The organism is Streptomyces sp. CB01635 (assembly GCF_002803065.1).
GTDB lineage: Bacteria > Actinomycetota > Actinomycetes > Streptomycetales > Streptomycetaceae > Streptomyces.
Window position 1 is genome coordinate 47758 of the sequence record NZ_NNBL01000036.1, and the last position, 20165, is coordinate 67922.

A 20165-nucleotide genomic window follows, 5' to 3' on the forward strand; every position below is an offset into this window, starting at 1 on the left:
CACCGCAGGGGGACTGGCCGACCAGATCCGATTTGACCCCCAGATGGCCACCGGTTACCGCGACCAGCTGACCGCCCGCAGCCTGCTACGTATGAGCGTTCTGTTCGGGCAGGGACTGGCCCGCTGCCGTCACCTGCACGGCCCCCGCTTGTGGCAGCTATCGAGATGGAAACCCGGCCGCACCCTCACCACCACCGCCCGCGCCCTTCTTCCACCGAGGTCGTGCGAATCCCCCGCCGGCTACGAGGGTTCGAGCTCGTACGGACCTTGGTCGCGCCGGCGTATGGGGCGCTCGGCTAAGACAGCTCCTGCCGCGCGGTGCCCGCCGCGGCAATGGTCAGGCCCCACCGCTCAGCGGCCACACGGGAGGCAGCGGCAAGCTGCGCCGCGCCGCGCTCGCCCCAGCGCAACAGCTCGGCCGCGTCGGCCGGTGAGACCAACACCCGTCCGTAGGCACGGCCTGTGCACGGGTCCGGCGTGATCGGATCCGCCTTGTCCAGCAGAGCCGCGTATCGGACCTGGACGTACGGGGCTTGCCCGTCCTCGCGCACCAGCTGGTAACCCACCGGGGCCCAGTCCGAGAGGACGAGCTGGCTCTCCTCATGCACCTCTCGGCGCAGTGTCGCCACCAAGTCCGCGTTGTCCTCAGGCTCAGGCGTCCCGCCGGGCAAGTTGTACCGGCCCTCGTCGTCCTGCACGACCACCGCGCCGCTGACAGGGTGGAAGACGATCCCGTACACCTGACGCACCTTGAACTCGGGAGGCGGCGGCCACGCTTCCACCCAGCGGACCGCATTCACCAACAGTGCTATCGCCTTCTGCCCCAGAGGGTGGGACTTCTCTGGGCACCTTCTGCGGTGGGGGGTCAGCTGACGGTCCAGTCGCGGAGCTGACGAGCGATGCCGGCCACGCCCACCTGCGTGGAAGCGGCGTCGCGGACGAGTTCGACCGCAGCCTTGACGGGGTAGTCGAGACGACTTCCGTTGAGGATCAGATACGCCTCAGTGGCGTGCCAGGCGAAAGCAGCATTCGAGTGCTCGAGGCAAGGGAGCCTTGCCAGGGTCTGCAGGAGTGCGCCCGCCTTCAGGTTCAGCGTCCCGTAGATGTCGTGCTCCAGGGCGCGCGCATTGACGCGTGCGACGGCCGCGTACAGAGGCCCGTAGTCATCGACCTGGGGGTCGCCATCGAGGAGCTCGGCGGCGTGGAGCAGGAAGGTGACGTCGAGTGGGTGCTCGGGGACGGGCTGGGTCACGCGGCGCGCTCCTGCCCGTGCGTATCGAGATCACGCCGCGCGCGCTGTTCGGCCGTCCGGTGCTCAGGGCTCGGGTCCAAGCTGTCGGACGCGGAGCGGAAAGCGTCACCGCTGCGGGCGATGGACTCCTCGAATGCCGCCAGGAACTTCCGCTCGACCGCAGTCGCCTTATCAACGGCGGCGGAGAGGATGTACTCCTGCAGGCTCATCCCTTCCTGTCGGGCGGCCGTTTCGATTGCTTCGCGCTGCGCCGGGTCGGGGAACCGCAGGTTCAGGGCCTTCGGATTGTTCGCCATGGTACCGATGGTACTACTGGCCCCAACGTTGGGGCTAGGTGCGCCCCTGGCGACCGGGGCGGCGCAGCGGCGAGAGCGAAGCCCTCCCCGCGCGTACCGGCGACACAGGTGAACATCAAGGCCGGCGCGACTCGCCGCCCGGAACCGCCAAAGGTCCGCTGACCTGCACTGTCACCGATCACGGATCACCAATCGGAGAGCCCGCCTCATGAAAGCGCGAGGCTAGGGTCGCGGCGGGTCATGCCGCTGTGCGCGGCCGATCGCTTCCAGCAGGCGGAGGACTGCTGCGTCGGCATCGGGACGGTATACCGCGAACACCGTGGTCTCCAGATACGGAGATGACCCTTGCACTGGAACGAAGGCGATCCCGGGAACGCCGAAATCCCGCAGACCTTCGGACAGGAGACTCACACACAATCCGGAGGCGACGTAACTGAGCAGGCCGCTGAGGTCGTCGGCCACGGCGCGCCTGCGGGGAGTGAACCCTGCTTGACGGCAGGCGAGCTGGACTTGTTCGGCCAGTGCGGGAAGGACCGTCACGCTCGGAAGAACGAAGTCCTGGTCGCGCAAGGCCTCCAGCCCGATTGCGTCGGCCTCGGCCAGCGGGTGATCCTGCGGCAGTGCCGCGGTCAGTCGCTCGACGGCGAAGACCTCGCTGGCCAGATCGCTCGATAGGACAGAGGTGTCGCGCAGGTACCCCAGGTCCAGCGTGCCGGAGCGTACCTTCTCGGCGATGGCGGCCGACGAGTCCTGGTGCAGGTGCACCCGCAGTCCGGGCAGTTCCTCAGCCACCGCCCGCAGCAGTCTGGGCACGTAGAGGTGGCTGACGATGGTCACGTACCCCACACGGATGTCCCCTTCCAGGCCGCCCGCGACCCGTCGGACCCGCTCGATGGCCGCCTCCTGCGCATCGAGGAGCCGCCGCGCGTCCACGACGAAGGCCGCACCCGCCGGAGTCAGACGAACACCTCCCGGGCCCCGCTCGAACAGCCGCACATCCAGACCGCGCTCCAGGCGCTGTATCGACTGGCTCAGCGGCGGCTGGCTCATGCCAAGACGCTCCGCTGCACGCCCGAAATGCTTCTCGTCGGCCACGACCAGAAACTGCTCCAACAGGCGTTTGGTCAGAGAAATATCATTAAACATATCGACCATGCCGATATCATATATTGGACAGGATGGCAGGGATTAGTGTCGACTGGTCCCGCTATCGCACCTCACCGAGCGGGAAAGCCGGCGACCTGCGCGAACTCCTACCAAGGCAGGAAGATCAATATGAGCGACGTGCGCGAAATGGCGACCCCCGTTCACATCATCGAGGAGACGCCGGCCTACTGGCGGGCCCTGTTCGACAACCCGCCCCTCAACGTGGCCGACCAAGCCGTCTTCGAGGGTCTGCAGGACCTGCTCGCACGGATGGACGCCAGCCCGGACCTCCGCGTCGTCGTCTTCGAGAGCGCGAACCCCGACTTCTACCTCGCCCACACTGACATGTCCGGCGAGTCCAGGAACTACACCAACAGCGGTGGTCCTTCCGGCGTGAGCATCCTTATGGACACCCTCGTCCGCCTCACCAAGTCCCCCGTGGTCAGCATCGCGAAAATCCGCGGCCGCGCCCGCGGTTTGGGCAGCGAATTCGCCCTCGCCTGCGACATGCGCTTCGCCTCCCGCGAGAACGCCATCCTTGGTCAGCCCGAGGTCGGCGCCGGGGTCATCCCCGGCGCCGGTGGCACGGAGCGTCTTCCCTGGCTGAGCGGCCGGGGCCGTGCGCTGGAAATCATTCTCGGCGCGGACGACTTCGACGCCGACACCGCTGAACGGTACGGCTGGGTCAACCGGTCCCTTCCGGACAGCGAACTGGACGGTTTCGTCGACACGCTCGCACGGCGCCTCGCCTCTTTTGACCGGCGCCCGATCGAGGCGGCGAAGAACCTCGTGAACCAGGTTTCCCTGCCTCCCCTCGACAGGCTCCTCGACGGCCGCAACGCGTTCCTCGCCACCCTTGCCTGGCCCGAGACCCAGCAGCGAGTCGCCGCCCTGTTCAAGCGCGGGATGCAGCAGGAAGGCGACCTGGAAAACCGATTCGGCGCACACGTCGCCGATCTGCGCGACGACGGCCCCAAGGCCGTGTAGTCAGCCGGCTCCTGTCTCCAGCCCGCATCCGCGCAGCCCGCGACACCGGCCCGCGAAACCTCCCCCTGCACGAGATTCGCAAGCCGCGGGCGGTGCTGCGAGACCACACCCCGAGCGTTGCGCTCAACGCGGACAGGCGGGTATGACCCGCTACGCTTCTTCACCTGGAGAGTGCAGCTTTCCTGACGACGACAAGGACCTTCGACAAGCCCTATCATCCCAGGTCAGAGGGGCTCTCCGTCTTTTTGGTCAGTCCCTGGACGGCCCTGCTCGTGAAAGCGCGAGGCTAGTACGCGACCGAGGTCGCGCTCCCGGCAACGGGGACATGGAAGAACCCGGGCGTGGGCAGCGCCCGCGCTGTTGCCGCTGTGGTGGCCCCGGAGCACGGGGTGCCGCTGCTGTTCATCGAGGCCGACAACTGCCACGAGGACGCGGCGACGATCGCCGCGAAATTCGACAAGTACATGCGGTTCTACCAGCGCACCGTGAAGTACACCGACGGCCGGGAGCGGCCGATGTGGCACACCCGCTGGAGCGCCCCCCAAGTCCAGCGGAACGTCTCGCCGGCCATGCCGCCGGTGCTGCTCGTCTTCCACCAGATCGGCGCCCGTCCGGCGCGCACGCAGATGCAGAAAGTCGCACGCCTCACCCGCGAGCACTGGCAGGGCCGATGGGACAGCGACGGCGCGTTCCACACCTACGAACAGAAGATCCCCCTCGTGGCGACCACGCTGGAGCTGCTACGCGAGCAAGGCCCGCACGGGAAGATCTTCTGGAGGTTCAACCGCCGACATCTGCAGACGTTGTGGGATGCGATCGGCACCCCCCGCCTGGACGCTGCCCTGGAACGCCGGCGCGAACAGGCACAGGCCTGGCACGAAGCCCACCAGGCTGAACAGAAACGCCTCGCCGCGCAGCAGGCCGCGGAACACGAGGCGCGGCGGCCGGTGTGCACGGTGTGCGGGGCGAAGTTCCCCGACGACCGCTGGGAGATCGTGCAGCGCTATCCCCGGCCCAGCAACGAGTGGCGGCCGCACCCGTGAGTGAGTCACTGGTAGATAGACCCTGTTCCCGCTCGCTGCGAATTCCTTCGACTTCTGCAGCATCCCTCAGCGACCTCCTCGGCCGTCGCCCCCGCAGCCGCTGTACCATCCAACTGCTTTGTGATGGATTGGCTAATCTTCATCGATCCAGCGCGAGCCGGTCCCGGGGACGTCGACGATGCGGGTGGCCGTCGCGGGCCGGCCGCAGGCGACGCACGGCTGAGGGGCGCGGCCGACCCGTGCGAAGGCCTCCGCTCCGCTGGTCGTGTCCGGAGCGGGTGGGAGCTGGCGGGGATCCACATCCAAGATCCGCAACGTGCCGCTGACGTCCATCGCTGTCCGTTCCGTTCGCCCCCTGGCTGCCGTGGTCGGCGCCCCGCCGCGGAGGCCCCGCACATCCACCCCAACACCATGCGCTACCGGTTGCGCCGTATCCGCGAGGTCTCCGGGCTGGACTTCGCCGATGCCGATGCCGATGCCGATGCCGATGCCGATGCCATGCTGCTCGCGCACCTCCAGCTCCGGGTGTGCGAGCTGCGGACGGGCGCTTCCCAAGGCTCCGGCTGACCTCGGAACGAGCGCGTGTAGCGGCACCCGTCCAGGTCGACCCAGAGCACCGCGCCGTCCAGGGCGGGGCCGGACGTCAGGCGCTCCGGCAGCCGGGGGTCGGCTCCGATGCGGAACGTCCCGTCGTCGAGCGGGACAAGTTCCGGTTCGTCGCAGGGCGCTTCCACGCCGGTCGCGGCGATCATGTGCAGTCGTCCCGCCCGCTGCACGATGCTGAAGCTGGGATACCAGGGGGTGTAGCTCCGGTAGTGACCTGCGAGTGCATGCGGGGGAGCGGTCGGCGCGGAGGGGCTGGGGCCCAGTGACTCGGGTCCGTAGAGCCAGCGTCCGTCCAGAGAGTGGTGGTAGGCGGACCATCCTGGGTGATCGCACACCAGCCGTCCGTCCCCCGCGTCGTACAGCCTGCCGGTCACCTCGTCCGAGGTGAGCGAGAGACGGTCGTCCCCCGTGGCCTCGACGCAGATCTGACGCGGCGTCGTTCCGTGTATCCCGACGTAGCGCTGGGCGTCGGGGATCCGCTCCGGGTCGAACAGCGCCGGGTCCGCCGGGGCTCCCTGGACGACGGCGAGCACATGGCGGGCGAAGCGGTCGATGATCTGGGACTCGCCGGGTGCGTTGGTCAGCACGACGACACCGTGCCCGCCGTCGGTGTCGACGGCGAGGTACGAGCGGTATCCGACCATCCCGCCGGCGTGCGTCAGCCAGGTGTGGCCGTCGATCACTTCCACGTCCACGCCGAGCGCGTAGCCGGAACTGACCGCGTCGCCAGGCACCGTGACGATCTGTCGGAACCGCTCGGGACCTATGATCCTGGTGCCGTCCAGGGTGCCCCGGCCCAGCAGCATGCGGGCGAACAGGCCCAGGTCGGACGCGGTTGCCAGTACGTTCCCGTCGGCCGCCGAATACTCGAAGAAGCCGGCCGGCGCGAGCGGGGCCGACGGCAGCGGCGGGCGGTCGTCGCGCAGGAACCGGTACCCGGTGGCGAGTTCGGCGATGCCCTCGTGAGTGATCCGCGCCGCCGAGTCGCGCATGCCCAGGGGCCGCAGCAGCCGTCCGGCCATGGCGTCCGCCAGCGATTCCCCCGTCACCTGCTCGACGATCAACCCCAGCAGGTTGTAGCCCTCGTTGGAGTAGTGGAACAGCTCACCTGGTTCGGCCCAGGTCTTCGCATCGCACAGCGCGTAGCCGCGTGCGGCGGCATCGGGCAGCGCGTCGGCCCCGGCCACCAGGCCGGAGGTGTGCTGCAGGAGGTGCCGGACGGTGATCGCGCGCGAGCCGCCGTTCGGGGCGAACCAGGGCAGGTGGTCGGCGACCGCCGCGTCGAGGTCCACTTTGCCCTCGTCCGCCAGTATGCCGAGCAGGAAGGCGGTGAAGGTCTTGCTGATGGAGCCGATCTCGAACCGCGTGCGACGGGAGACCGGCGCGCCGGACTCCGCGTTCGCGCATCCTGCGGTGACGAACGCGGACTCGCCGGTCCCGTCGACGACGCTGATCGTGATTCCCGGCACCGGCCACCAGGTCCGCAACTGCTCCGCAAGCCCAGAGAGCACCCGTTGCACATCCATCAGACGCCCGCCTTCCGCGAACCGAATCCCGCGAACCGGTCCGGACCCAGCTCGACCTGGGAGGAGTCGATAGCCGCGTCCGGCCGGTCGCCTTTGACGAACCGTCGGCACAGCGGGTACAGCAGCACGGCCAGCAGCGCCACCGCGAGACTCGTGCCGAACGTCGCGGCCTCGTCGACCGCCGTACTCCACGCCAGGTACACGATCATCGCTGTGGGCAGCACGACGACCAGGACCGCGCCGGGCCAGCCGCCGGGGACCCGAACCGGCCGGAGCATCTGCGGATATCTCCAGCGGAGGACCAGGAAGGCCACGAATTCCAGCAGGATCGAGGCCAGGGTGAGCAGCACCGTGGCTCGTAGGATCGAGCTGAAGTCGACGGCGGAGAGCACGACGACGACGGTGGTGCTCGCCAGCAGCGCACCCACCGGCGTGTTGAACCGTCTGCTGTCCCGGGCCATCCAGCGCGGCAGGTACGCGTCCGCGGCGAGCGCCCGCGGCACCCGGGTGCTCGTCAGCAGGATCGCCATGAACAGCCCCACCAGGGAGAGCGCCGATCCCAGGGAGATCAGCACCTTCAGCCAGATTCCGCCCAGGGCGCCGCCGACCACGATGAAGTCGCCCTGGGCCCAGTCGGCGGGCGAGCCCCGGTGCAGCCCGCTGCCGATGGCGGCGATGGTGGGCAGCAGGTAGGCGGTGATGATCAACGGAACCGAGATGACCAGGGCCCGGGTGTAGGTCCGGTGCGCGTCGGCGACCTCGCCCAGCACGGTGCTCGGGCCGTCGAAGCCGAGGTACAGCCACACGATCACGCTGAGCGCGCCGGCCACAGACGAGTGGGCGCTCTGCCCCGGCACCATGAAGGGCGAGAGCACGTTGATCCCGTTGCCGACCGCATGCCAGATGCCCAGGACCGCCAGCACCGCGAACGGTGCGAGGATCAGAAGCATCATCCCGACCGAGTACTCGCTCACCGCCTTGGAGCCGCGGTAGTTCAGGTACGCCATCGGGACGATGAGGGCGACGGTGACGATCCAGTGCAGGTCCACGACGAAACCGCCGTGGAACAGGTCCACGATCACCAGCCCCTTCCCGCGGGCGATGTCCGGGACCCAGGTGGCCAGGTAGTCGACCAGCAGGATCGGGTAGAGGGCGAGGTTCAGCACCGACCCGATCGAATTCCAGGCCCCGAACACGAAGGCCGCACCTCTGCCGAGCGCGAGCTTCGTCCAGTAGTAGTAGCCGCCGTTGACCGGTATCGCGGCACTCAACTCCGCTGCCACCAGTGCGTTCGGCACGCCGAAGACCACCGGCACCAGGACGATCATCAGCAGGGTCATGCCCGGACCGGCGCTGGAGAGTGAGGCTTCGAGCCCGAAGGGGCCTCCGGACACAGTGAAGAAGAAGATTCCGACCAGGGGCAGCACGCCGAGCGTGCGTCTGCCCGCCCCGGGCGCCGACCGCGTGTTTTCCGACGGGATCAGTTCGGTCATCCTGGGCTCCACTCTCCGTTCGCGCCTGGTCGGCACAACGTACGGGGGCGTCACCGGGGCCGTCCTCGTCGTGCGCGCCAAAGCCGCGGCCCGTCAGTTGTCGCTGCCGCCAACGTCGGGCTGATCCACCCGGAACACGACGAAGCCCCGGGCGAGCCCGCCGTCTGCTGCAGCGTCTCAACCGTGGCGGCAGAGGCACCCGCGTGGAGATACATCCGGTCAACCAAGCCCAGGTCCGCGTCCGCTGCAGCGGGTGGTGGAGCACCGGGCGATGAACGTGCGCCGCTGGGACCGGGTCGTGGGCGCGTGGGCGGCTGGCGACTGTCAGGGCCTGGACGCCGCATGGACAACCGACGTCCTGCCGGACCTGGGCTCGCAGTGGGGCCAGTACGAGTACGTCATCAACGTCGGCTTCGCGCATAGCCGGTGGTGTGGGATCTCAAGTTCGTCTGCACAATCTCACCGCCCGCTCCATACCGACTGCACTCTCCGTGCTTCTCGACGAACTCGCCCACCGCGCACGGCACATCGAACTGGCCGGCGAGAGCCCCGCCGCAGCACCTCCCACCTTGCCTGGGGTTACGCCTCCCTGCCCGTCTCACTCTCCGCACGCGGTTCATGGGTGAGCTATCCTCCGCGCATGCGCGGACAGTTCACCGGCTGGCCGGAGCAGGCCATGGACGTGTTGTGGCAGCTCCAGGGCGAACCCACCCACGCGACCCGCGAGCGCTACCGCGCGGACCGCGAACGCCTGATCCGGCAGCCGATGATCGCCCTGCTCAACGAGGTCGCGGACACCGACCCCCGGTACGAGGACTTCTCCGTCTGGCACTATCGCACCGACTCCTGGTGGTGGCAGCACCAGGGCGCGGTGATCCGGCTCGGCCGCAAGATCGAGATCGGTCTCCGGTTCGACCTGGACGGCCTGCGGATCCAGGGCGCCTGGTGGTACCCCGATCCCGGCCAGGTGGACATGTTCCGCAAAGCCGTGGCCTCCGAGGGGAGCGGCCGCGAACTGTCCGCCATCGTCGAGGACGTGCGGAAGAAGGGCTACGACATCTCCGGGGACGTGATGAAACGCCCCCCGCGCGGCTACCCGACGGACCACGCCCGCACGAAGCTGCTGCGCCACCGTTCGCTGATCGCCGCCCGTCCTCTCGGCTGCGAGGAGTGGCTGCACACCCCCGAGGCGGTTGACCGGGTCCTCTCGGCCGCCGCCGACCTGGACGCCCTGATGACGTGGCTGGTCCGCCACGTGAAGGGCGCCGCCTGACATCACGAGGGCGCCGCGCGGAACGGGAGAACCACACCCGTGCCGCCGGCCCCCCGCGCTCAGAAGGTGATGCGCACCTTCAGCGCCGACCGGTCGTCCATCGCCCGATCTTCGTCCGGCACCCCGGCCAGGGGGACGGCACGGTCGAGGACGGGCTCCAGAGAGCACATCGGGCAGGAGTTTGAGAATGCAGGCGCGGACCGGGGCGATGCCCCGCGCGGCGCGATGTTGCGGTCGAACATCCGGCGGCAGAACGACCCCCGCGTTACCCGCCGTACGGCACCCCTACACAGCCGACCGCACCGCCGTCCCGGGTGATAGCGGGCCGTGAGACACCGCAGGTCAGCGATCTGCCCGTCCGGAGCGGCCTCAGTAGACCTGGCGGGGATGCACCGAGAGCCGAGACAACCGCAGATGAAGCAGCGTGAGACACCGCGAGAAGCCCTCGAGCAGCAGTTGGACAACGCCTACCGGGAGCGCGCCCACCTCGTCGCCCTCCTCGCCGCCATGACCTCTGGCGCTGTCATCGTGCCCGCGCCCGATATCGATGACGAGGACAGCTGGCAGATCGCGCACCTCAACATCGGCGGCCGGCAAGCGAGCTGGCACATCAGCCCGCGTGACGCGGACCTGCTCGAGGCCGTAGAACACGTACCGGCCGACGATCCGCGCGCCCGCTGGGACGGCCACAGCACCGAAGACAAGTACGCCCGCATCCGCCAGCACACACGGCTGCTGTACCGGGCCTGCGGGCCCGAGTGCGCAGAGATGCACCAAGGCGGACACCGCTGCCGCCCCAACAGGCCCGGCTCGGAGGGCGGCTCGTCGATAGCCGACTGCGCCGCGGACGACCGCCGCCGGCTGCTGGAGAAGGAGGGCGAATGACCGCGATCTGCCCTTGGGCTGCGTCTTCGCCTACGCCGTTCTCGCTCCGCCGCCCGCCCACCACTGGCAGCCCGCGCCGACCCACAGCTCCGCCCGCCCCTGAACCACGGGACGGGCAGGGCGACTTGGCAGATCTGGCACCTCGCGGCACTGCGCGGCCCGTGCTACATCTCTGGACATGAACTCCTCTGGCAAGGACGGCAGTTCGGGCTCTGTGCACGAGTGGATCAACTCGCTGGGGGTGTTGTGCGCGGTCGCTCTCTCCCTCTTCGCTCTGTATCGCGATCAGACGCAGCGGGCCAGCGACGAGGAACGGGAGGCGATGAAGGTCGCCGTGTACTGGAACGGTCCCGCAACTGCGCCTACCGGGGTGATGGTGGAGAACCAGCAGTCGGTCCGCATATTGGATGTGACTGTTCGGCTTGAGGTGGGCGGCTCGAGCGTCCAACGGGTTGAGTTCGGTGAGGTGCATTCATGCACGATGGATTGGTTCTCGTTTGGTGACCATCAGTCACAGGTCCGCACTGACGCCATGGTTGTGCTCCAGTTCCGGGACGGCTCGGGGCGTCGGTGGCAGATGAAGCCGGGGGCGGTCCTGAACAAGATCGACGACAAGGAGTCTCGCCGGGCCGACGGGGACGAGCTGGTTGCCGCCTGGGGCCTTAGCCGCGGGACCAACTCCTCCAACGGTTGCGGCTAGCGCCCGCTCACGCCAGTCGGCGTCACCTGGGTGTTCGCCGGCCTGACGGGGATCCTCCAGCACCCCCGCTGAGCCCGACCGCAGGCCCGCATGACAGGAACGCCCCCGCCGCCGGGTTGGCTGCGGGGGCGTAGCTACCAGCGCACTCCTAGCGCGTCGAGGGCCGCGATCTGGCCTGCGGTGAGCCGGCCGTCGCGGCGGGCGGCACGCTGCCGGGTGAGCCAGAAATCCACGCGCAGTCCGCCCACCCACAGCCCGCCTGGGACGCGAAGGGCTCCAGGCTCGGAGTGGAACGCCTTGGCTGCCACGATCCCTCTGGACCAGGACTTTGCCCCCACCGCTTGCCGCTGGTCGCTCTGGTCAGGCAGACGTCGAGGGCGTGCATCCCACGACATCCCCAGTGCGTTGAGCGCATCGATGACGGTCTGGTCCAGCTCGCCCTCAGCCCGAGCTTTGCGCTGTCGGGCGAGCCACACCCCGAGAGCCACCGGCCCCACCCGGTCGTGGTGGGGCACGTCGAGGTCGCCGTCTCCGTGCGCGCTCACGCCATTCAGCAGGCCCGCGACGCCCTGGCCCTCATCGACGCGCCGATCGCACCCGCCCACGACGAGCCGAGCGTCGCCGAATGCCGCGACGCGGATCGCCGTTGGCTGCTGGAGAAGGAGGGCGTGTGACTTCAGCCCGAGCCGGGCGGCGCCGCCTCACCGCGGCTGTCATCCTGCTCCCCATCCGGAGGGTGAAGCGCCCCCTCAACGGCCGTTCGGCGGGGCGACTTACCCCTCGCCATCCCGGCGGCAGCACGGGCCAACTGTGCCTGCAGCTGGTCGAACGCCGCCGGGCCCGATAGCTCCCGCAACCTGCGACTTCTGCTCATGCATGTTCAACGCGCCAACGCACAGTCCGTAACTGCAATACCGCCGAACGGAGCACCCGCCGATGTCCCTCGACGACGTCACCGCCCCCGCCTGCACATCGTCATCGACACCCGCGCCCGCCTCGGCTACACCGCGCCGATCGGGTCCACGGACCAGGACCGCATCCAACACCTGACCGTCGCCCTGCCACCCGTCCACGCCGCCCGCCTCTTCGAGGCCCAAGAGGCCGGTGCCAGCGACGCCCGGCTCCAGGAAATCGCGGCCGAAGGGCTCAAGGAGGTCTACCTCCAGGACGGCGGCCGCCGCGCCGGCAGCCTGGAAGAGGTCCGGTTCACGGACATCGAGCACCTCGAGTTCGACCTCTAGCAGCCGCACCTCGACCAGCCCGCGAGCCCCGGACCGATGCGGTCCGGGGCTCGCTCACATATCCGCAGGGATCGGATGTTCATGCACGCGACGTCGTGCCCAACGAGACCGCCGCGCACTGGTCACCACGGTGGCGAGGCCAGGTCTGCGGCGCGGTGAAAAGCCCACGGCCGCTCAGCGGGTCAGCCTCCAGCGGGTGAACACGCATGGGTCGGGGCCGGCATGAACTCCGAAGGGAGCTCGATCCGCTCGAGAAGGAATCCCTCGCCGGGGACGTGCACGGTGTAGCCGCAGCCCTTGTAGAAGGCGCCCAGGTCCCGGTCGGTCTCGAAGGACCCGTACAGCAGGAAGTAGTCAAGCTGGTCGTAGACCTGCCATGCCCGCTTCAGCCTCGCGCAGACGTTTTGGACAGTACGGATTTTGTCTGGCAAGGTCGCCTGTCCGATCCCCGATGACACCGGAAGGCGGTGCGGAACATGACCGAGGTGAGCACGCGCAGCGTCCGGGACGCCGCTGTCGCCACGCACCTGCGCAGGACGACCACCCTCGACGTGCCCGAGGAGTTCGAGACGTGGTCCGTCGCGGACCTGGCGGGCTGGCTCCACGACACGGAGGACGACCCGCAGGTGTCCGACGAGGACTTCTACCAGGCCCGCAAGGCCGTAGAGATGCTGGGAGTCGAGGACGTCTGACCGGTGGGCATGTCCGCGCGGTCTCGCGCGGACATGCAGCATTCGCACGGTCCAGTCGGCGCCCGGGCGCTGCTCGTGCAGCAAGGCCGGCCTCCCTGTGCAACGGGCGGTTCGATACGCGATACGCGGCGTGCATCCCGTAACCGCACTCGTCACAGGCCATCGGTGCGGGCGGCCGGGCCCAGTCCAGCCCCAGATCTGCGGTTGCCCGGAGTGGCTCCGTTACTCTCTCGACTCGCATCGCGGAGGCGACCGCATCTCGCCAAGAACCCCTTCGCGTTTGACGACGCCCTCGGCAGCTGATCGCGAATGGCGACCCAGTCGGCGCGGCGGCTGGCAGCGGCCTTCAGCATCACGAGGGGCCCAACCGGCAAGCTGGGTGCGCCGGTGACAGCCTGTGCCGTGCGTCAGATCTGGTCCGCGAGGCGCACGTAGTCGTAGTAGAGAGGGTCCCCGTCCTCGTCCACCGGGTACTCGTAGCTGCTCTGGTTGGCGAGGACGATCTTCAGCTCCGGCAGCTCGTCGAAACCGAGGTCGTTCTCGGTGATCTCGTGGCCCCGCTCCGCGAACAGCTCGAAGAGGTCCACACTCGGGGTGCGGAAGACGTCGAGACCGTCGAGGAGCACGCGTACGTCGGCGTCCTCGTCGAGGAACCGGAACAGCTCCACGCCGCTCAGCGCGCCCTTGGTGAAGCCGAGCATCACGTTCAGGCCGGACGCGTCGTGCTTGAGCAGGATCTGCCCGGGCTCCGGATCACTGGAGGCGACCCGCAGCAGCCCCCAAGCCTGGACCGCGTCGCGCGCCTCCTGCGCCGACATGCCGAGCCGCAGCGGCCCGACACCGACCAGCGGCAGTAGTTCCAGTTCCATGTTCCGTCCTTCGCCTTTCTCGATGCCCTAGTGACGTGCCGCGGACCTCATGCGAGAAGAGCGGCCTTGTCGATTTTCCATCCTCGCGTCTTGAGCATGTCCTGGAGGGGCTTGTTGTCATCCAGGCTGGCGACCATGTCCTTGATGTGCTGATCGTAGGTGCCGGGGAAGCGCCGCTTGATGTCGTCGATGTCCATGCGCATGGCGTCGGTGATCCGCCCCGAGTTGATCAGCTCGCGCTGGTACTGCTGCCATGCCTGCGACTGCAGTGAGTACCCGGTGCTGTACAGCTGCTCGTGGTGGTCGCGCTGCATGCGGATGGCCGGGCCGTTGTTGACCTTCTGCTTCTTGTGCGGCTTGTTCGCGATGTAGAAACCGGGCTCGATGACGTCCTTGTACGCCGACTTGGCCGGGATGTGGTTGACCTCCATCGGCTGCGGGTACTTCGACCCGTCTTTCTTCGTGTTGGCCGGCAGCAGGCCGCCGTACCAGCCGCTCTCCTGCGTGCAGCCCTTCGCGACCAGGCCCTCGGGGTCCATGAACGTAAAGGGATTGACGACGTACGCGGCCGGGTTGGGCGCGGGCACCAGGCCGAGCGGGTCGGCCGACACGTAGCGGGCCGTCTCGGGGTCGTAGTGCCGGTTCAGCGGATTCTTGCGAGGAACCCCGGGCGTTCACGCCCGGGAGGAATCGCCTCCACGGGATGCGACGCCGAGCGTCGCCGTGACGTGCCGCAGGCCATCACGGCCGCGGAACGGCCGGGAGGCGTTCCGGCAGAGCCGGGCTACAGCAGTGTGCGCGGGGTCAGGGCCGTGGCGGCTATCGCTCGTTCGGGTGGGGTGGGGCGAACGTGTGGTGGGTCTTCGTCTAGGTGTATAGGTTCGCTGATCGTGAAGCTGGTGGTGCGGGTGAAGCTGCTGCCGACGCCCGTACAGGCGGCGGCACTTGAGGCGACCCTGCATGCCTGTAACGAGGCCGCCACGTGGGCCGCGTCCGTTGCATTCGAGAAGGAGGCGCGACGTCCGCTGGAGTTGCGCAAGCACACCTATGCCGAGGTCCGGGTCAGGTGGGGGCTTGGTGCGCAGGCCGCCCAGCACGCGATCAAGAAGACGTGTGATGCCTACACCACCTTGAAGGTGAACCTGCGTAACGGCCGGTACGGGCGGCCCGGCACGAAGCGTCATGCCCGGGCCTCGGGCAAGCCGGTGGTCTTCCGGCCTCAGGCGGCGCAGCCGTACGACGACCGGATGCTGTCCTGGCAGCACGAGCGGCAAACGGTGTCGATCTGGTCCACGGCCGGACGGTTGAAGGGCGTGGCGTTCACCGGGCAGGCCGAGCAGTTGGAGGTCCTGGCTGCGCACCGCAGGGGTGAGTCCGACCTGGTGTGTCGGGGCGGGAAGTGGTTCTTGATCGCGACCTGCGACATCGACGAAGCGACCGCGAGCACTCACCCGGTCGGGTTCCTCGGGGTGGACCTGGGGATCGTGAACGTCGCGGTCACCTCCGACGGCGAGCGCCACTGCGGGCGTCGGATCAACCGCATGCGGGAACAGGATCGCAACCTGCGGCGCAAGCTGCAGAAGAAGAACACCAAGTCCGCCAAGCGGCGGGCGAAGAAGTACGCGGGCAAGGAAGCCCGGCGCGCCAAGGACATCAACCACAAGATCAGCAAGCGGATCGTGGCGGAGGCTGAACGCACCGGTCGCGGGATCGCCCTGGAGACACTCACGGGCATCCGCGAGCGGGCACGGCTGAGAAAGCCCCAACGCGCCACGCTCCACTCCTGGCCCTTCGCCCAGCTCGGCTCGTTCATCGCCTACAAAGCGAAGCGGGCCGGGGTGCCGGTGGTGTACGTCGATCCGGCGTACACCAGCCAGGAATGCTCGAAGTGTCATCACACCGCACGCGGAAACCGGCCCTCCCAGGCCGTCTTCTCGTGCCGGGTCTGCGGCTTTGTTGAGCACGCAGACCACAACGCGTCCCACAACATCCGCCAACGCGGCTGGATGGCGTGGGTCTGCGGGGCCCAGTCAACGGCCCCCGAACTCACCCTCCTTGCGTGCGTGAGTCCTGGACGCAGCCGACCCCATCACCACCAGTGATGACTCGAGCAGCAAGCCCGGTCGTTCACGACCGGGTAGTTGACGTTGTAGTGCAGGCCCGTCTCCGGGTCCGCGTACTGGCCGGGGAAGCGCAACGGTGTGTGTGCCTGGGCGTCGCGGTTGCGCGTGGTGATGCCCCAGACCGTGGACCGCTTGTACCAGGCGATGTCGCCCTGCTCGCCGACGAGTTCCGTCGGGGGTACCGATGACATCGGTGACGATGGCGAAGAACCGGCTGTCCACCTCGTGCTGTGCGGCGTCGGCGGGAATCCGCCGCTCCAGTTGGCACTTGAGCAATCACCTAGGCTCGGCCCGAAGTGCGGTGGCCGGTCGGCACGGGTGTCCTCGAATTTACCGACCGGTGGACTGACCGCATTGCCCGCGAACTGCAGAGATGCTCGCGTAGGTGTCCGCGAGGTGCCCTTCGGTAGGTTCTCTTGGGTTCGTGGACGTGGGCGTCAGGCGCGGAAGGGGATGAACGTGGCAGTGGGCGGGTCGACTCGGAATGGGTGGACAGCTGGTGCAAGCAGGTTTCCGGAGCACTTGGGCCCCTGATGTCATCGTTCCTGGATACCCACGGATTCCCGCCTGGGGAGAACGCCGTCGCACTCGCGACGGACGAGAGCCACGAGGCGACGGGCGCTCTCGTGGATCTGACGCCCATCCCTTCCGACCTGACCACCCTCTAATTGGGTGATCAGCGAGGTCTCCTTTCCGGACATCGAGAACGGATACTTCATCCACTCTCCCGCAACGGTCGCCGAGCACTTCCGTGCATACGGGCCCGTCCAGGTGGACGACGAGTCGCCCGGCATCGTGTTCGCCAGTGATGGTGGCGGCCATCTGTTCGCGGTGGCCACCAGCGGGCGAGTCTGGAGGTCGACGACCGCGTCCTGGTTCGACGACTTCGAGGCAGCTGCGGTGTCCATCCAAAAGTTCCTGGTACAGATCAGTCAACGGATGACCGATCAGAACTGACTGATGGGGCTGCCCTTCAGAGGCGACCGGTTCCTGTGCACTCTCGACCAGTTCGCGGGAGGCGACCGGTGCTCCGCACGGCGGAGGCACGTCTATAGATAGCCCGCTTGAGCGTTTTCACTCGTCGCGCACCACGATCCAGGGCCGGTAGCCGGGCCGGTCGATGGCTGCCTGCCTGTGCGCAGTTGGACGACGAGTAGCCGCACCGTTCTGGTCTCGTCGACCATGGCACCCAGGGGGCGAGCAGAGCGGAGCAGCGATGGACGTAACCGAGATGCTGCAGGTCCTCGGCCTAGACCCGGCCCAGCTCTCGCCCGCCCCGAGCTCGACAGCCAGGGCGGCGAACGGCTTCGCCCGCATCGGCCGCACCCCGCAGCCCTGCGTCTCCTGCGGTCGGCCCGCGACCACAACGAGCGTCGCCGACATCCCTGGCTTCGGGCCACGCTGGATCGACAAGTGCACGCCCCACATGATCGCCGTCACCAAGAGGGGCAGCACTGCCGCGCCTGAGGTGGAGGCCATGGCCGCCCTGCGTGACGTGGTGCGCCAGGCCGGCGTCGACGCGGTGCTCCTCAGCGCCCCGCTCACGTAAGCGAAGTGCGCGTGGATGACCAGCGCTACCACCTCACCCTGACCACGCCCGCTAACGGCACGGTCATGCGCGGCTGGTGGTCGTCCCGCGCGACAGCGGAGCGCAAGTTCACATCGTTGATCGGCAGCTACGGCAGCATGCCCGGGGCCCGCATCACGCTTGCCGAAGGGCTCGACGACGACACCGAGCAGGTAGTGAAGAGCTGGCCGGACGAGGCGTAGCCCCCGGCGTTGTCAGCGCCCGGCCATTAACTGTTCCACGACCCAGCGGTGCCGTCCGGGGCGTTGATTATCTAGGAATTGAACTGTTGGCCTCTGAAGTCCTGTAGCAACCGATTTCATCACGGGGCGCTCCCGGTGACGCCGGTCGGTCGTTTCGGAACAAATAACTCGCGAACTGCCCGAACTTCCTGAAGCGAGCCTCATTGCCTGGAGTAATGATCAGACAAAACTTCTTCACGATGGGCTTGCGGCCTTCGGAGCGATGGATCGCGAGCGTCCCCTCATATCTGGCCTTGTAAAAATTCCAGCCCTCTGCATTGAACCGCATAGTCGGTTGCTGAGGTTTCTCATGAGCCACCAGGATGGGAGCGGGGTCCGCAGTCTGGCGATAGCTGAGTTTTCCCTTTGTATCGACAGTCCACGCCCCGGTTTCATCCCAATAGAAGCTTGGCCTGTTCTTGGCGTTCTCCGAGGTCTTTAGTCTGAGAACAGCGTCAGTGATCACCTCGACATCCTCAGTTGGCTCCATTGCCGTCATTGTGGGTTGCAGGTAGAGCCATGCGTTTTTACCTTGGGCGATGCGCACGACGTGGGGGAGCGCCACATCGATCTCCGGGCTCGCCTGGAGTGCGACAAGGCTATAGATGCCGATACCCAGGGCAGCCAGTCCGGTCGCTGTGGTCGCCCACAAGTGGAAGACGTCGAATCGGCGACCGCGGCCTCGGTCTTCTCTCCGGTTAGACATAGCGGCATTATTCCGCCCTTTTTCGCATGGATACTCACCGGCGCGTCCACGAGGGCTCGCGAAGCCCTGGTTGCGGCCAAACGGGCCCCCACGGTCGGACGGGCCTTGAAATTTCCGTCCGGGCCTCTACGTCAGGTATACCGAGCGCGTCGCTGCCCGCCACGAAGTGGTCGCATTCGGAGTTTTTGACGCCCAGGCCCGCCGGGAAGGGTTGGGGGGCAACAGTCGGAGCCCGATCGCCGCGATCATCACCTTCATGGAAGCGCGGCGGCAGCGCGCATACGTCGACCTGATCAATCACACAGCGGACTGCCCAGCCTGCAACGCGAGCCCGCTGTGCGACGTAGGCCGCGCCATCTGGAATACGTGGGAGGGGCACGACAAGTGATTTGCGCCAAGTGCCAGCGCGCCATCAGGTCCGACGAGTAGTTCGAAACCGTCGCAGTGCATTCCCCGTCGGCCGCTGGCTCGACCATGCACCTGCACAAGGTCTGCCCGCCCAAGCTGCCCTGCCCTCCCACGCGGCGGCCGTGACCTCCCGCCTGTCGCGCGGGGAGGGCGGCGGCGGGCGGGCCTTCACTTCACACCGGGCGCGATCGGAGTGCAGGCATCGATGCAGCCTGCACCGTTACTGCTGGTGCCTAGGTCCACGTGGTGCGCGCTGCGCTGCGCCCAGGGGCTGGTGCACTTCTCGGGCCCCTGCGCGGGGTGGCAGTCGGAGAGGCGGGCGACGCCGATGACTGCGCCCAGGTGCAGTTCGAGGCTGCGGATCGCGGTGGCGACTAGCGGGTTACGCAGGGCAGGCGCTCCAGCTTCTGCCCGGCGTGGATCAGGACCGAGCCCCGCCACGGCCAGGGCCGGGGCCTGTTCTTTCCGGGTTCTTCCCGGCGAGGATGCAGGTGGAAGGGCTGGCGAATCGTGACGCCGCGGATCCAGCCGTCCCCGGGCAGGGTGGCGATGCTCATGCGGCTCGCCCCTGATTCCGGTTCCGTGGCGGCCGGCGTGGCGCCCGTTGATGGACGTGTGCGTTGCGTGCCGGGCGTCGGCGAGGACTGCGTGGCCGGAGTGCTTGCCGTCGTACAGGGCAGCGTCGGCGGCCTGCTGGAGCACGGACAGGTCGCGGGTGTTGAGGATGGCGGGCGTCGCTGCGCCGACGGAGGCGGCGACGTCGACGGTCTCCCGCCGTCCAGGTGCACCGGCGTGTGCAGCATCCTCATGAGCCCTGCGAGGCGGTCCTCGCGGCGGCCGCGGGGCGCCTCCAGGACGATCGCGAACTCATCGCCCCGAGGCGGCCGATGGCGGCGTGCGGGCCCGCCCAAGTGGTGAGCCGGGCTGCGGTCGCCGCGAGGACGGTGTCACCGGCCGCGTGGCCGAAGGTGTCGTTGATGGCCTTGAAGTGGTCCTGGTCTGAAACGCGCAGGTTCGCGGATTGCTGGACTGGTGTGACGACGTCCCCGAGCCGCCTGCCCATCGTTGGAGGAGGCTCGGGGAGCGGGTTCCACTGGCCATTAAGCACTG

At 68.1% G+C, this 20165-nt stretch carries 24 protein-coding genes and 4 pseudogenes; 14 read left to right on the forward strand and 14 right to left on the reverse strand.

All coding sequences use genetic code 11. From position 1 onward, the window contains the following. Positions 1 to 296: 296 nt before the first annotated feature. From CG723_RS41520 to CG723_RS41535, 4 genes are all read right to left on the reverse strand, one after another. The gene (locus CG723_RS41520; protein ID WP_324907283.1) at positions 297 to 800 is read right to left on the reverse strand and encodes an NUDIX domain-containing protein; all 504 of its coding nucleotides are present in this window, start codon (positions 798 to 800) and stop codon (positions 297 to 299) included. A gap of 65 nt (positions 801 to 865) precedes the next feature. Further along, on the reverse strand, positions 866 to 1252 hold the full coding sequence (locus CG723_RS41525; protein WP_100598740.1) for a fic family toxin-antitoxin system, toxin component: 387 nt from the start codon (positions 1250 to 1252) through the stop codon (positions 866 to 868). Further along, a complete protein-coding gene (locus CG723_RS41530) occupies positions 1249 to 1548 on the reverse strand; it encodes a type II toxin -antitoxin system TacA 1-like antitoxin (RefSeq protein WP_199842094.1) in 300 nt (99 codons plus the stop codon). Before CG723_RS41530 ends, CG723_RS41525 begins: the two co-directional genes overlap by 4 nt. 222 nt (positions 1549 to 1770) lie before the next feature. Beyond that, entirely contained in the window at positions 1771 to 2703 is a 933-nt protein-coding gene (locus CG723_RS41535; RefSeq protein ID WP_234374807.1) for a LysR substrate-binding domain-containing protein, read from the reverse strand. A gap of 120 nt (positions 2704 to 2823) precedes the next feature. Between CG723_RS41535 and CG723_RS41540 the strand changes: the two genes are divergently transcribed. The 3 genes and pseudogenes from CG723_RS41540 to CG723_RS49055 form a co-directional block, all read left to right on the forward strand. Next, on the forward strand, positions 2824 to 3681 hold the full coding sequence (locus tag CG723_RS41540; protein ID WP_100598742.1) for an enoyl-CoA hydratase/isomerase family protein: 858 nt from the start codon (positions 2824 to 2826) through the stop codon (positions 3679 to 3681). Between the two features lie 341 nt (positions 3682 to 4022). Next, a complete protein-coding gene (locus tag CG723_RS41545; protein WP_159032671.1) occupies positions 4023 to 4724 on the forward strand; it encodes a hypothetical protein in 702 nt (233 codons plus the stop codon). A 123-nt stretch (positions 4725 to 4847) separates the two neighbouring features. Then, positions 4848 to 5153: pseudogene (locus CG723_RS49055) on the forward strand (hypothetical protein); the annotation flags it as partial. On the opposite strand, the gene CG723_RS49060 reads toward CG723_RS49055, so the two are convergent. After that, positions 5141 to 6856: a serine hydrolase domain-containing protein gene (locus CG723_RS49060; RefSeq protein WP_100598744.1), complete on the reverse strand. Its 1716-nt coding sequence runs from the start codon at positions 6854 to 6856 to the stop codon at positions 5141 to 5143. The pseudogene CG723_RS49055 and the gene CG723_RS49060 overlap by 13 nt on opposite strands. Next, positions 6856 to 8349, reverse strand: coding sequence for an APC family permease (locus CG723_RS41555; protein WP_100598745.1), 1494 nt, complete (start codon positions 8347 to 8349; stop codon positions 6856 to 6858). The genes CG723_RS49060 and CG723_RS41555 overlap by 1 nt, the downstream gene beginning before the upstream one ends. Positions 8350 to 8504: 155 nt before the next feature. Here CG723_RS41555 and CG723_RS48360 point away from each other — a divergent pair. From CG723_RS48360 to CG723_RS41575, 4 genes and pseudogenes are all read left to right on the forward strand, one after another. Further along, positions 8505 to 8767 (forward strand): annotated as a pseudogene (locus CG723_RS48360) (transcriptional regulator); the annotation flags it as partial. A 222-nt stretch (positions 8768 to 8989) separates the two neighbouring features. Continuing rightward, complete coding sequence (locus tag CG723_RS41565; RefSeq protein WP_234374809.1) at positions 8990 to 9622, forward strand: DUF2461 family protein; 633 nt, start codon at positions 8990 to 8992, stop codon at positions 9620 to 9622. Positions 9623 to 10036: 414 nt separating this feature from the next. Beyond that, on the forward strand, positions 10037 to 10507 hold the full coding sequence (locus tag CG723_RS41570; protein WP_100598746.1) for a hypothetical protein: 471 nt from the start codon (positions 10037 to 10039) through the stop codon (positions 10505 to 10507). 178 nt (positions 10508 to 10685) lie between these two features. Beyond that, entirely contained in the window at positions 10686 to 11207 is a 522-nt protein-coding gene (locus CG723_RS41575; protein WP_159032672.1) for a hypothetical protein, read from the forward strand. A gap of 134 nt (positions 11208 to 11341) precedes the next feature. Here the strand turns inward: CG723_RS41575 and CG723_RS49430 are convergent, their stop codons facing one another. Further along, positions 11342 to 11752 carry a helicase associated domain-containing protein gene (locus CG723_RS49430; protein WP_159032673.1) on the reverse strand — a complete coding sequence of 137 codons (411 nt, stop codon included), beginning with the start codon at positions 11750 to 11752 and terminating at the stop codon, positions 11342 to 11344. Here CG723_RS49430 and CG723_RS46645 point away from each other — a divergent pair. Continuing rightward, positions 11714 to 11881: a hypothetical protein gene (locus CG723_RS46645; RefSeq protein WP_199842099.1), complete on the forward strand. Its 168-nt coding sequence runs from the start codon at positions 11714 to 11716 to the stop codon at positions 11879 to 11881. The genes CG723_RS49430 and CG723_RS46645 overlap by 39 nt on opposite strands. Positions 11882 to 12178: 297 nt before the next feature. Then, a pseudogene (gene tpg, locus CG723_RS41585) lies at positions 12179 to 12448 on the forward strand (telomere-protecting terminal protein Tpg); the annotation flags it as partial. A gap of 182 nt (positions 12449 to 12630) precedes the next feature. Here the strand turns inward: tpg and CG723_RS41590 are convergent. Beyond that, positions 12631 to 12906 (reverse strand): hypothetical protein, encoded by a 276-nt coding sequence (locus tag CG723_RS41590; RefSeq protein ID WP_100598749.1) that lies wholly within the window; start codon positions 12904 to 12906, stop codon positions 12631 to 12633. An 18-nt stretch (positions 12907 to 12924) separates the two neighbouring features. Between CG723_RS41590 and CG723_RS41595 the strand changes: the two genes are divergently transcribed. Next, a complete protein-coding gene (locus CG723_RS41595; protein ID WP_159032675.1) occupies positions 12925 to 13140 on the forward strand; it encodes a hypothetical protein in 216 nt (71 codons plus the stop codon). A 407-nt stretch (positions 13141 to 13547) separates the two neighbouring features. Here the strand turns inward: CG723_RS41595 and CG723_RS41600 are convergent, their stop codons facing one another. Together CG723_RS41600 and CG723_RS41605 are read right to left on the reverse strand one after the other, a co-directional pair. Beyond that, positions 13548 to 14009 (reverse strand): hypothetical protein, encoded by a 462-nt coding sequence (locus CG723_RS41600; protein ID WP_100598751.1) that lies wholly within the window; start codon positions 14007 to 14009, stop codon positions 13548 to 13550. A gap of 47 nt (positions 14010 to 14056) precedes the next feature. After that, positions 14057 to 14620: a hypothetical protein gene (locus CG723_RS41605; protein WP_234374811.1), complete on the reverse strand. Its 564-nt coding sequence runs from the start codon at positions 14618 to 14620 to the stop codon at positions 14057 to 14059. 279 nt (positions 14621 to 14899) lie between these two features. Between CG723_RS41605 and CG723_RS41610 the strand changes: the two genes are divergently transcribed. Further along, the gene (locus CG723_RS41610; RefSeq protein WP_100598753.1) at positions 14900 to 16111 is read left to right on the forward strand and encodes an RNA-guided endonuclease InsQ/TnpB family protein; all 1212 of its coding nucleotides are present in this window, start codon (positions 14900 to 14902) and stop codon (positions 16109 to 16111) included. Positions 16112 to 16155: 44 nt separating this feature from the next. Here the strand turns inward: CG723_RS41610 and CG723_RS41615 are convergent. Beyond that, positions 16156 to 16381: pseudogene (locus CG723_RS41615) on the reverse strand (RHS domain-containing protein); the annotation flags it as partial. Positions 16382 to 16804: 423 nt separating this feature from the next. On the opposite strand from CG723_RS41615, the gene CG723_RS48370 reads away from it, so the two are divergent. The 3 genes from CG723_RS48370 to CG723_RS41630 all read left to right on the forward strand — a co-directional run bounded on the left by CG723_RS48370 (position 16805) and on the right by CG723_RS41630 (position 17902). Then, the gene (locus tag CG723_RS48370; RefSeq protein ID WP_234374812.1) at positions 16805 to 17089 is read left to right on the forward strand and encodes a hypothetical protein; all 285 of its coding nucleotides are present in this window, start codon (positions 16805 to 16807) and stop codon (positions 17087 to 17089) included. A 259-nt stretch (positions 17090 to 17348) separates the two neighbouring features. Then, a complete protein-coding gene (locus tag CG723_RS41625; protein WP_100598754.1) occupies positions 17349 to 17681 on the forward strand; it encodes a hypothetical protein in 333 nt (110 codons plus the stop codon). An 11-nt stretch (positions 17682 to 17692) separates the two neighbouring features. Then, on the forward strand, positions 17693 to 17902 hold the full coding sequence (locus CG723_RS41630) for a hypothetical protein (protein ID WP_100598755.1): 210 nt from the start codon (positions 17693 to 17695) through the stop codon (positions 17900 to 17902). 67 nt (positions 17903 to 17969) lie between these two features. On the opposite strand, the gene CG723_RS46650 is transcribed toward CG723_RS41630, so the two are convergent. The 3 genes from CG723_RS46650 to CG723_RS49435 all read right to left on the reverse strand — a co-directional run bounded on the left by CG723_RS46650 (position 17970) and on the right by CG723_RS49435 (position 20118). Beyond that, positions 17970 to 18647, reverse strand: coding sequence for a hypothetical protein (locus CG723_RS46650; protein ID WP_159032676.1), 678 nt, complete (start codon positions 18645 to 18647; stop codon positions 17970 to 17972). Positions 18648 to 19429: 782 nt separating this feature from the next. After that, a complete protein-coding gene (locus CG723_RS48375; RefSeq protein WP_234374813.1) occupies positions 19430 to 19612 on the reverse strand; it encodes a hypothetical protein in 183 nt (60 codons plus the stop codon). Between the two features lie 248 nt (positions 19613 to 19860). Continuing rightward, positions 19861 to 20118, reverse strand: a complete 258-nt coding sequence (locus CG723_RS49435; protein WP_442802638.1) for a diguanylate cyclase domain-containing protein — start codon at positions 20116 to 20118, stop codon at positions 19861 to 19863. Positions 20119 to 20165 lie beyond the last annotated feature (47 nt).

Excerpts from the sequence above, each read along its gene's own strand:
- CG723_RS41530 (WP_199842094.1), bottom strand. The coding sequence starts at position 1,548 with ATGGCGAACAATCCGAAGGCCCTGAACCTGCGGTTCCCCGACCCGGCG.
- CG723_RS41535 (WP_234374807.1), bottom strand. The coding sequence starts at position 2,703 with ATGGTCGATATGTTTAATGATATTTCTCTGACCAAACGCCTGTTGGAG.
- CG723_RS41540 (WP_100598742.1), top strand. The coding sequence starts at position 2,824 with ATGAGCGACGTGCGCGAAATGGCGACCCCCGTTCACATCATCGAGGAG.
- CG723_RS49060 (WP_100598744.1), bottom strand. The coding sequence starts at position 6,856 with ATGGATGTGCAACGGGTGCTCTCTGGGCTTGCGGAGCAGTTGCGGACC.
- CG723_RS41555 (WP_100598745.1), bottom strand. The coding sequence starts at position 8,349 with ATGACCGAACTGATCCCGTCGGAAAACACGCGGTCGGCGCCCGGGGCG.
- CG723_RS41565 (WP_234374809.1), top strand. The coding sequence starts at position 8,990 with ATGCGCGGACAGTTCACCGGCTGGCCGGAGCAGGCCATGGACGTGTTG.
- CG723_RS41570 (WP_100598746.1), top strand. The coding sequence starts at position 10,037 with ATGAAGCAGCGTGAGACACCGCGAGAAGCCCTCGAGCAGCAGTTGGAC.
- CG723_RS41575 (WP_159032672.1), top strand. The coding sequence starts at position 10,686 with ATGAACTCCTCTGGCAAGGACGGCAGTTCGGGCTCTGTGCACGAGTGG.
- CG723_RS41595 (WP_159032675.1), top strand. The coding sequence starts at position 12,925 with ATGACCGAGGTGAGCACGCGCAGCGTCCGGGACGCCGCTGTCGCCACG.
- CG723_RS41600 (WP_100598751.1), bottom strand. The coding sequence starts at position 14,009 with ATGGAACTGGAACTACTGCCGCTGGTCGGTGTCGGGCCGCTGCGGCTC.
- CG723_RS41625 (WP_100598754.1), top strand. The coding sequence starts at position 17,349 with ATGGACGTAACCGAGATGCTGCAGGTCCTCGGCCTAGACCCGGCCCAG.
- CG723_RS46650 (WP_159032676.1), bottom strand. The coding sequence starts at position 18,647 with ATGTCTAACCGGAGAGAAGACCGAGGCCGCGGTCGCCGATTCGACGTC.
- CG723_RS48375 (WP_234374813.1), bottom strand. The coding sequence starts at position 19,612 with ATGAGCATCGCCACCCTGCCCGGGGACGGCTGGATCCGCGGCGTCACG.
- CG723_RS49435 (WP_442802638.1), bottom strand. The coding sequence starts at position 20,118 with ATGGGCAGGCGGCTCGGGGACGTCGTCACACCAGTCCAGCAATCCGCG.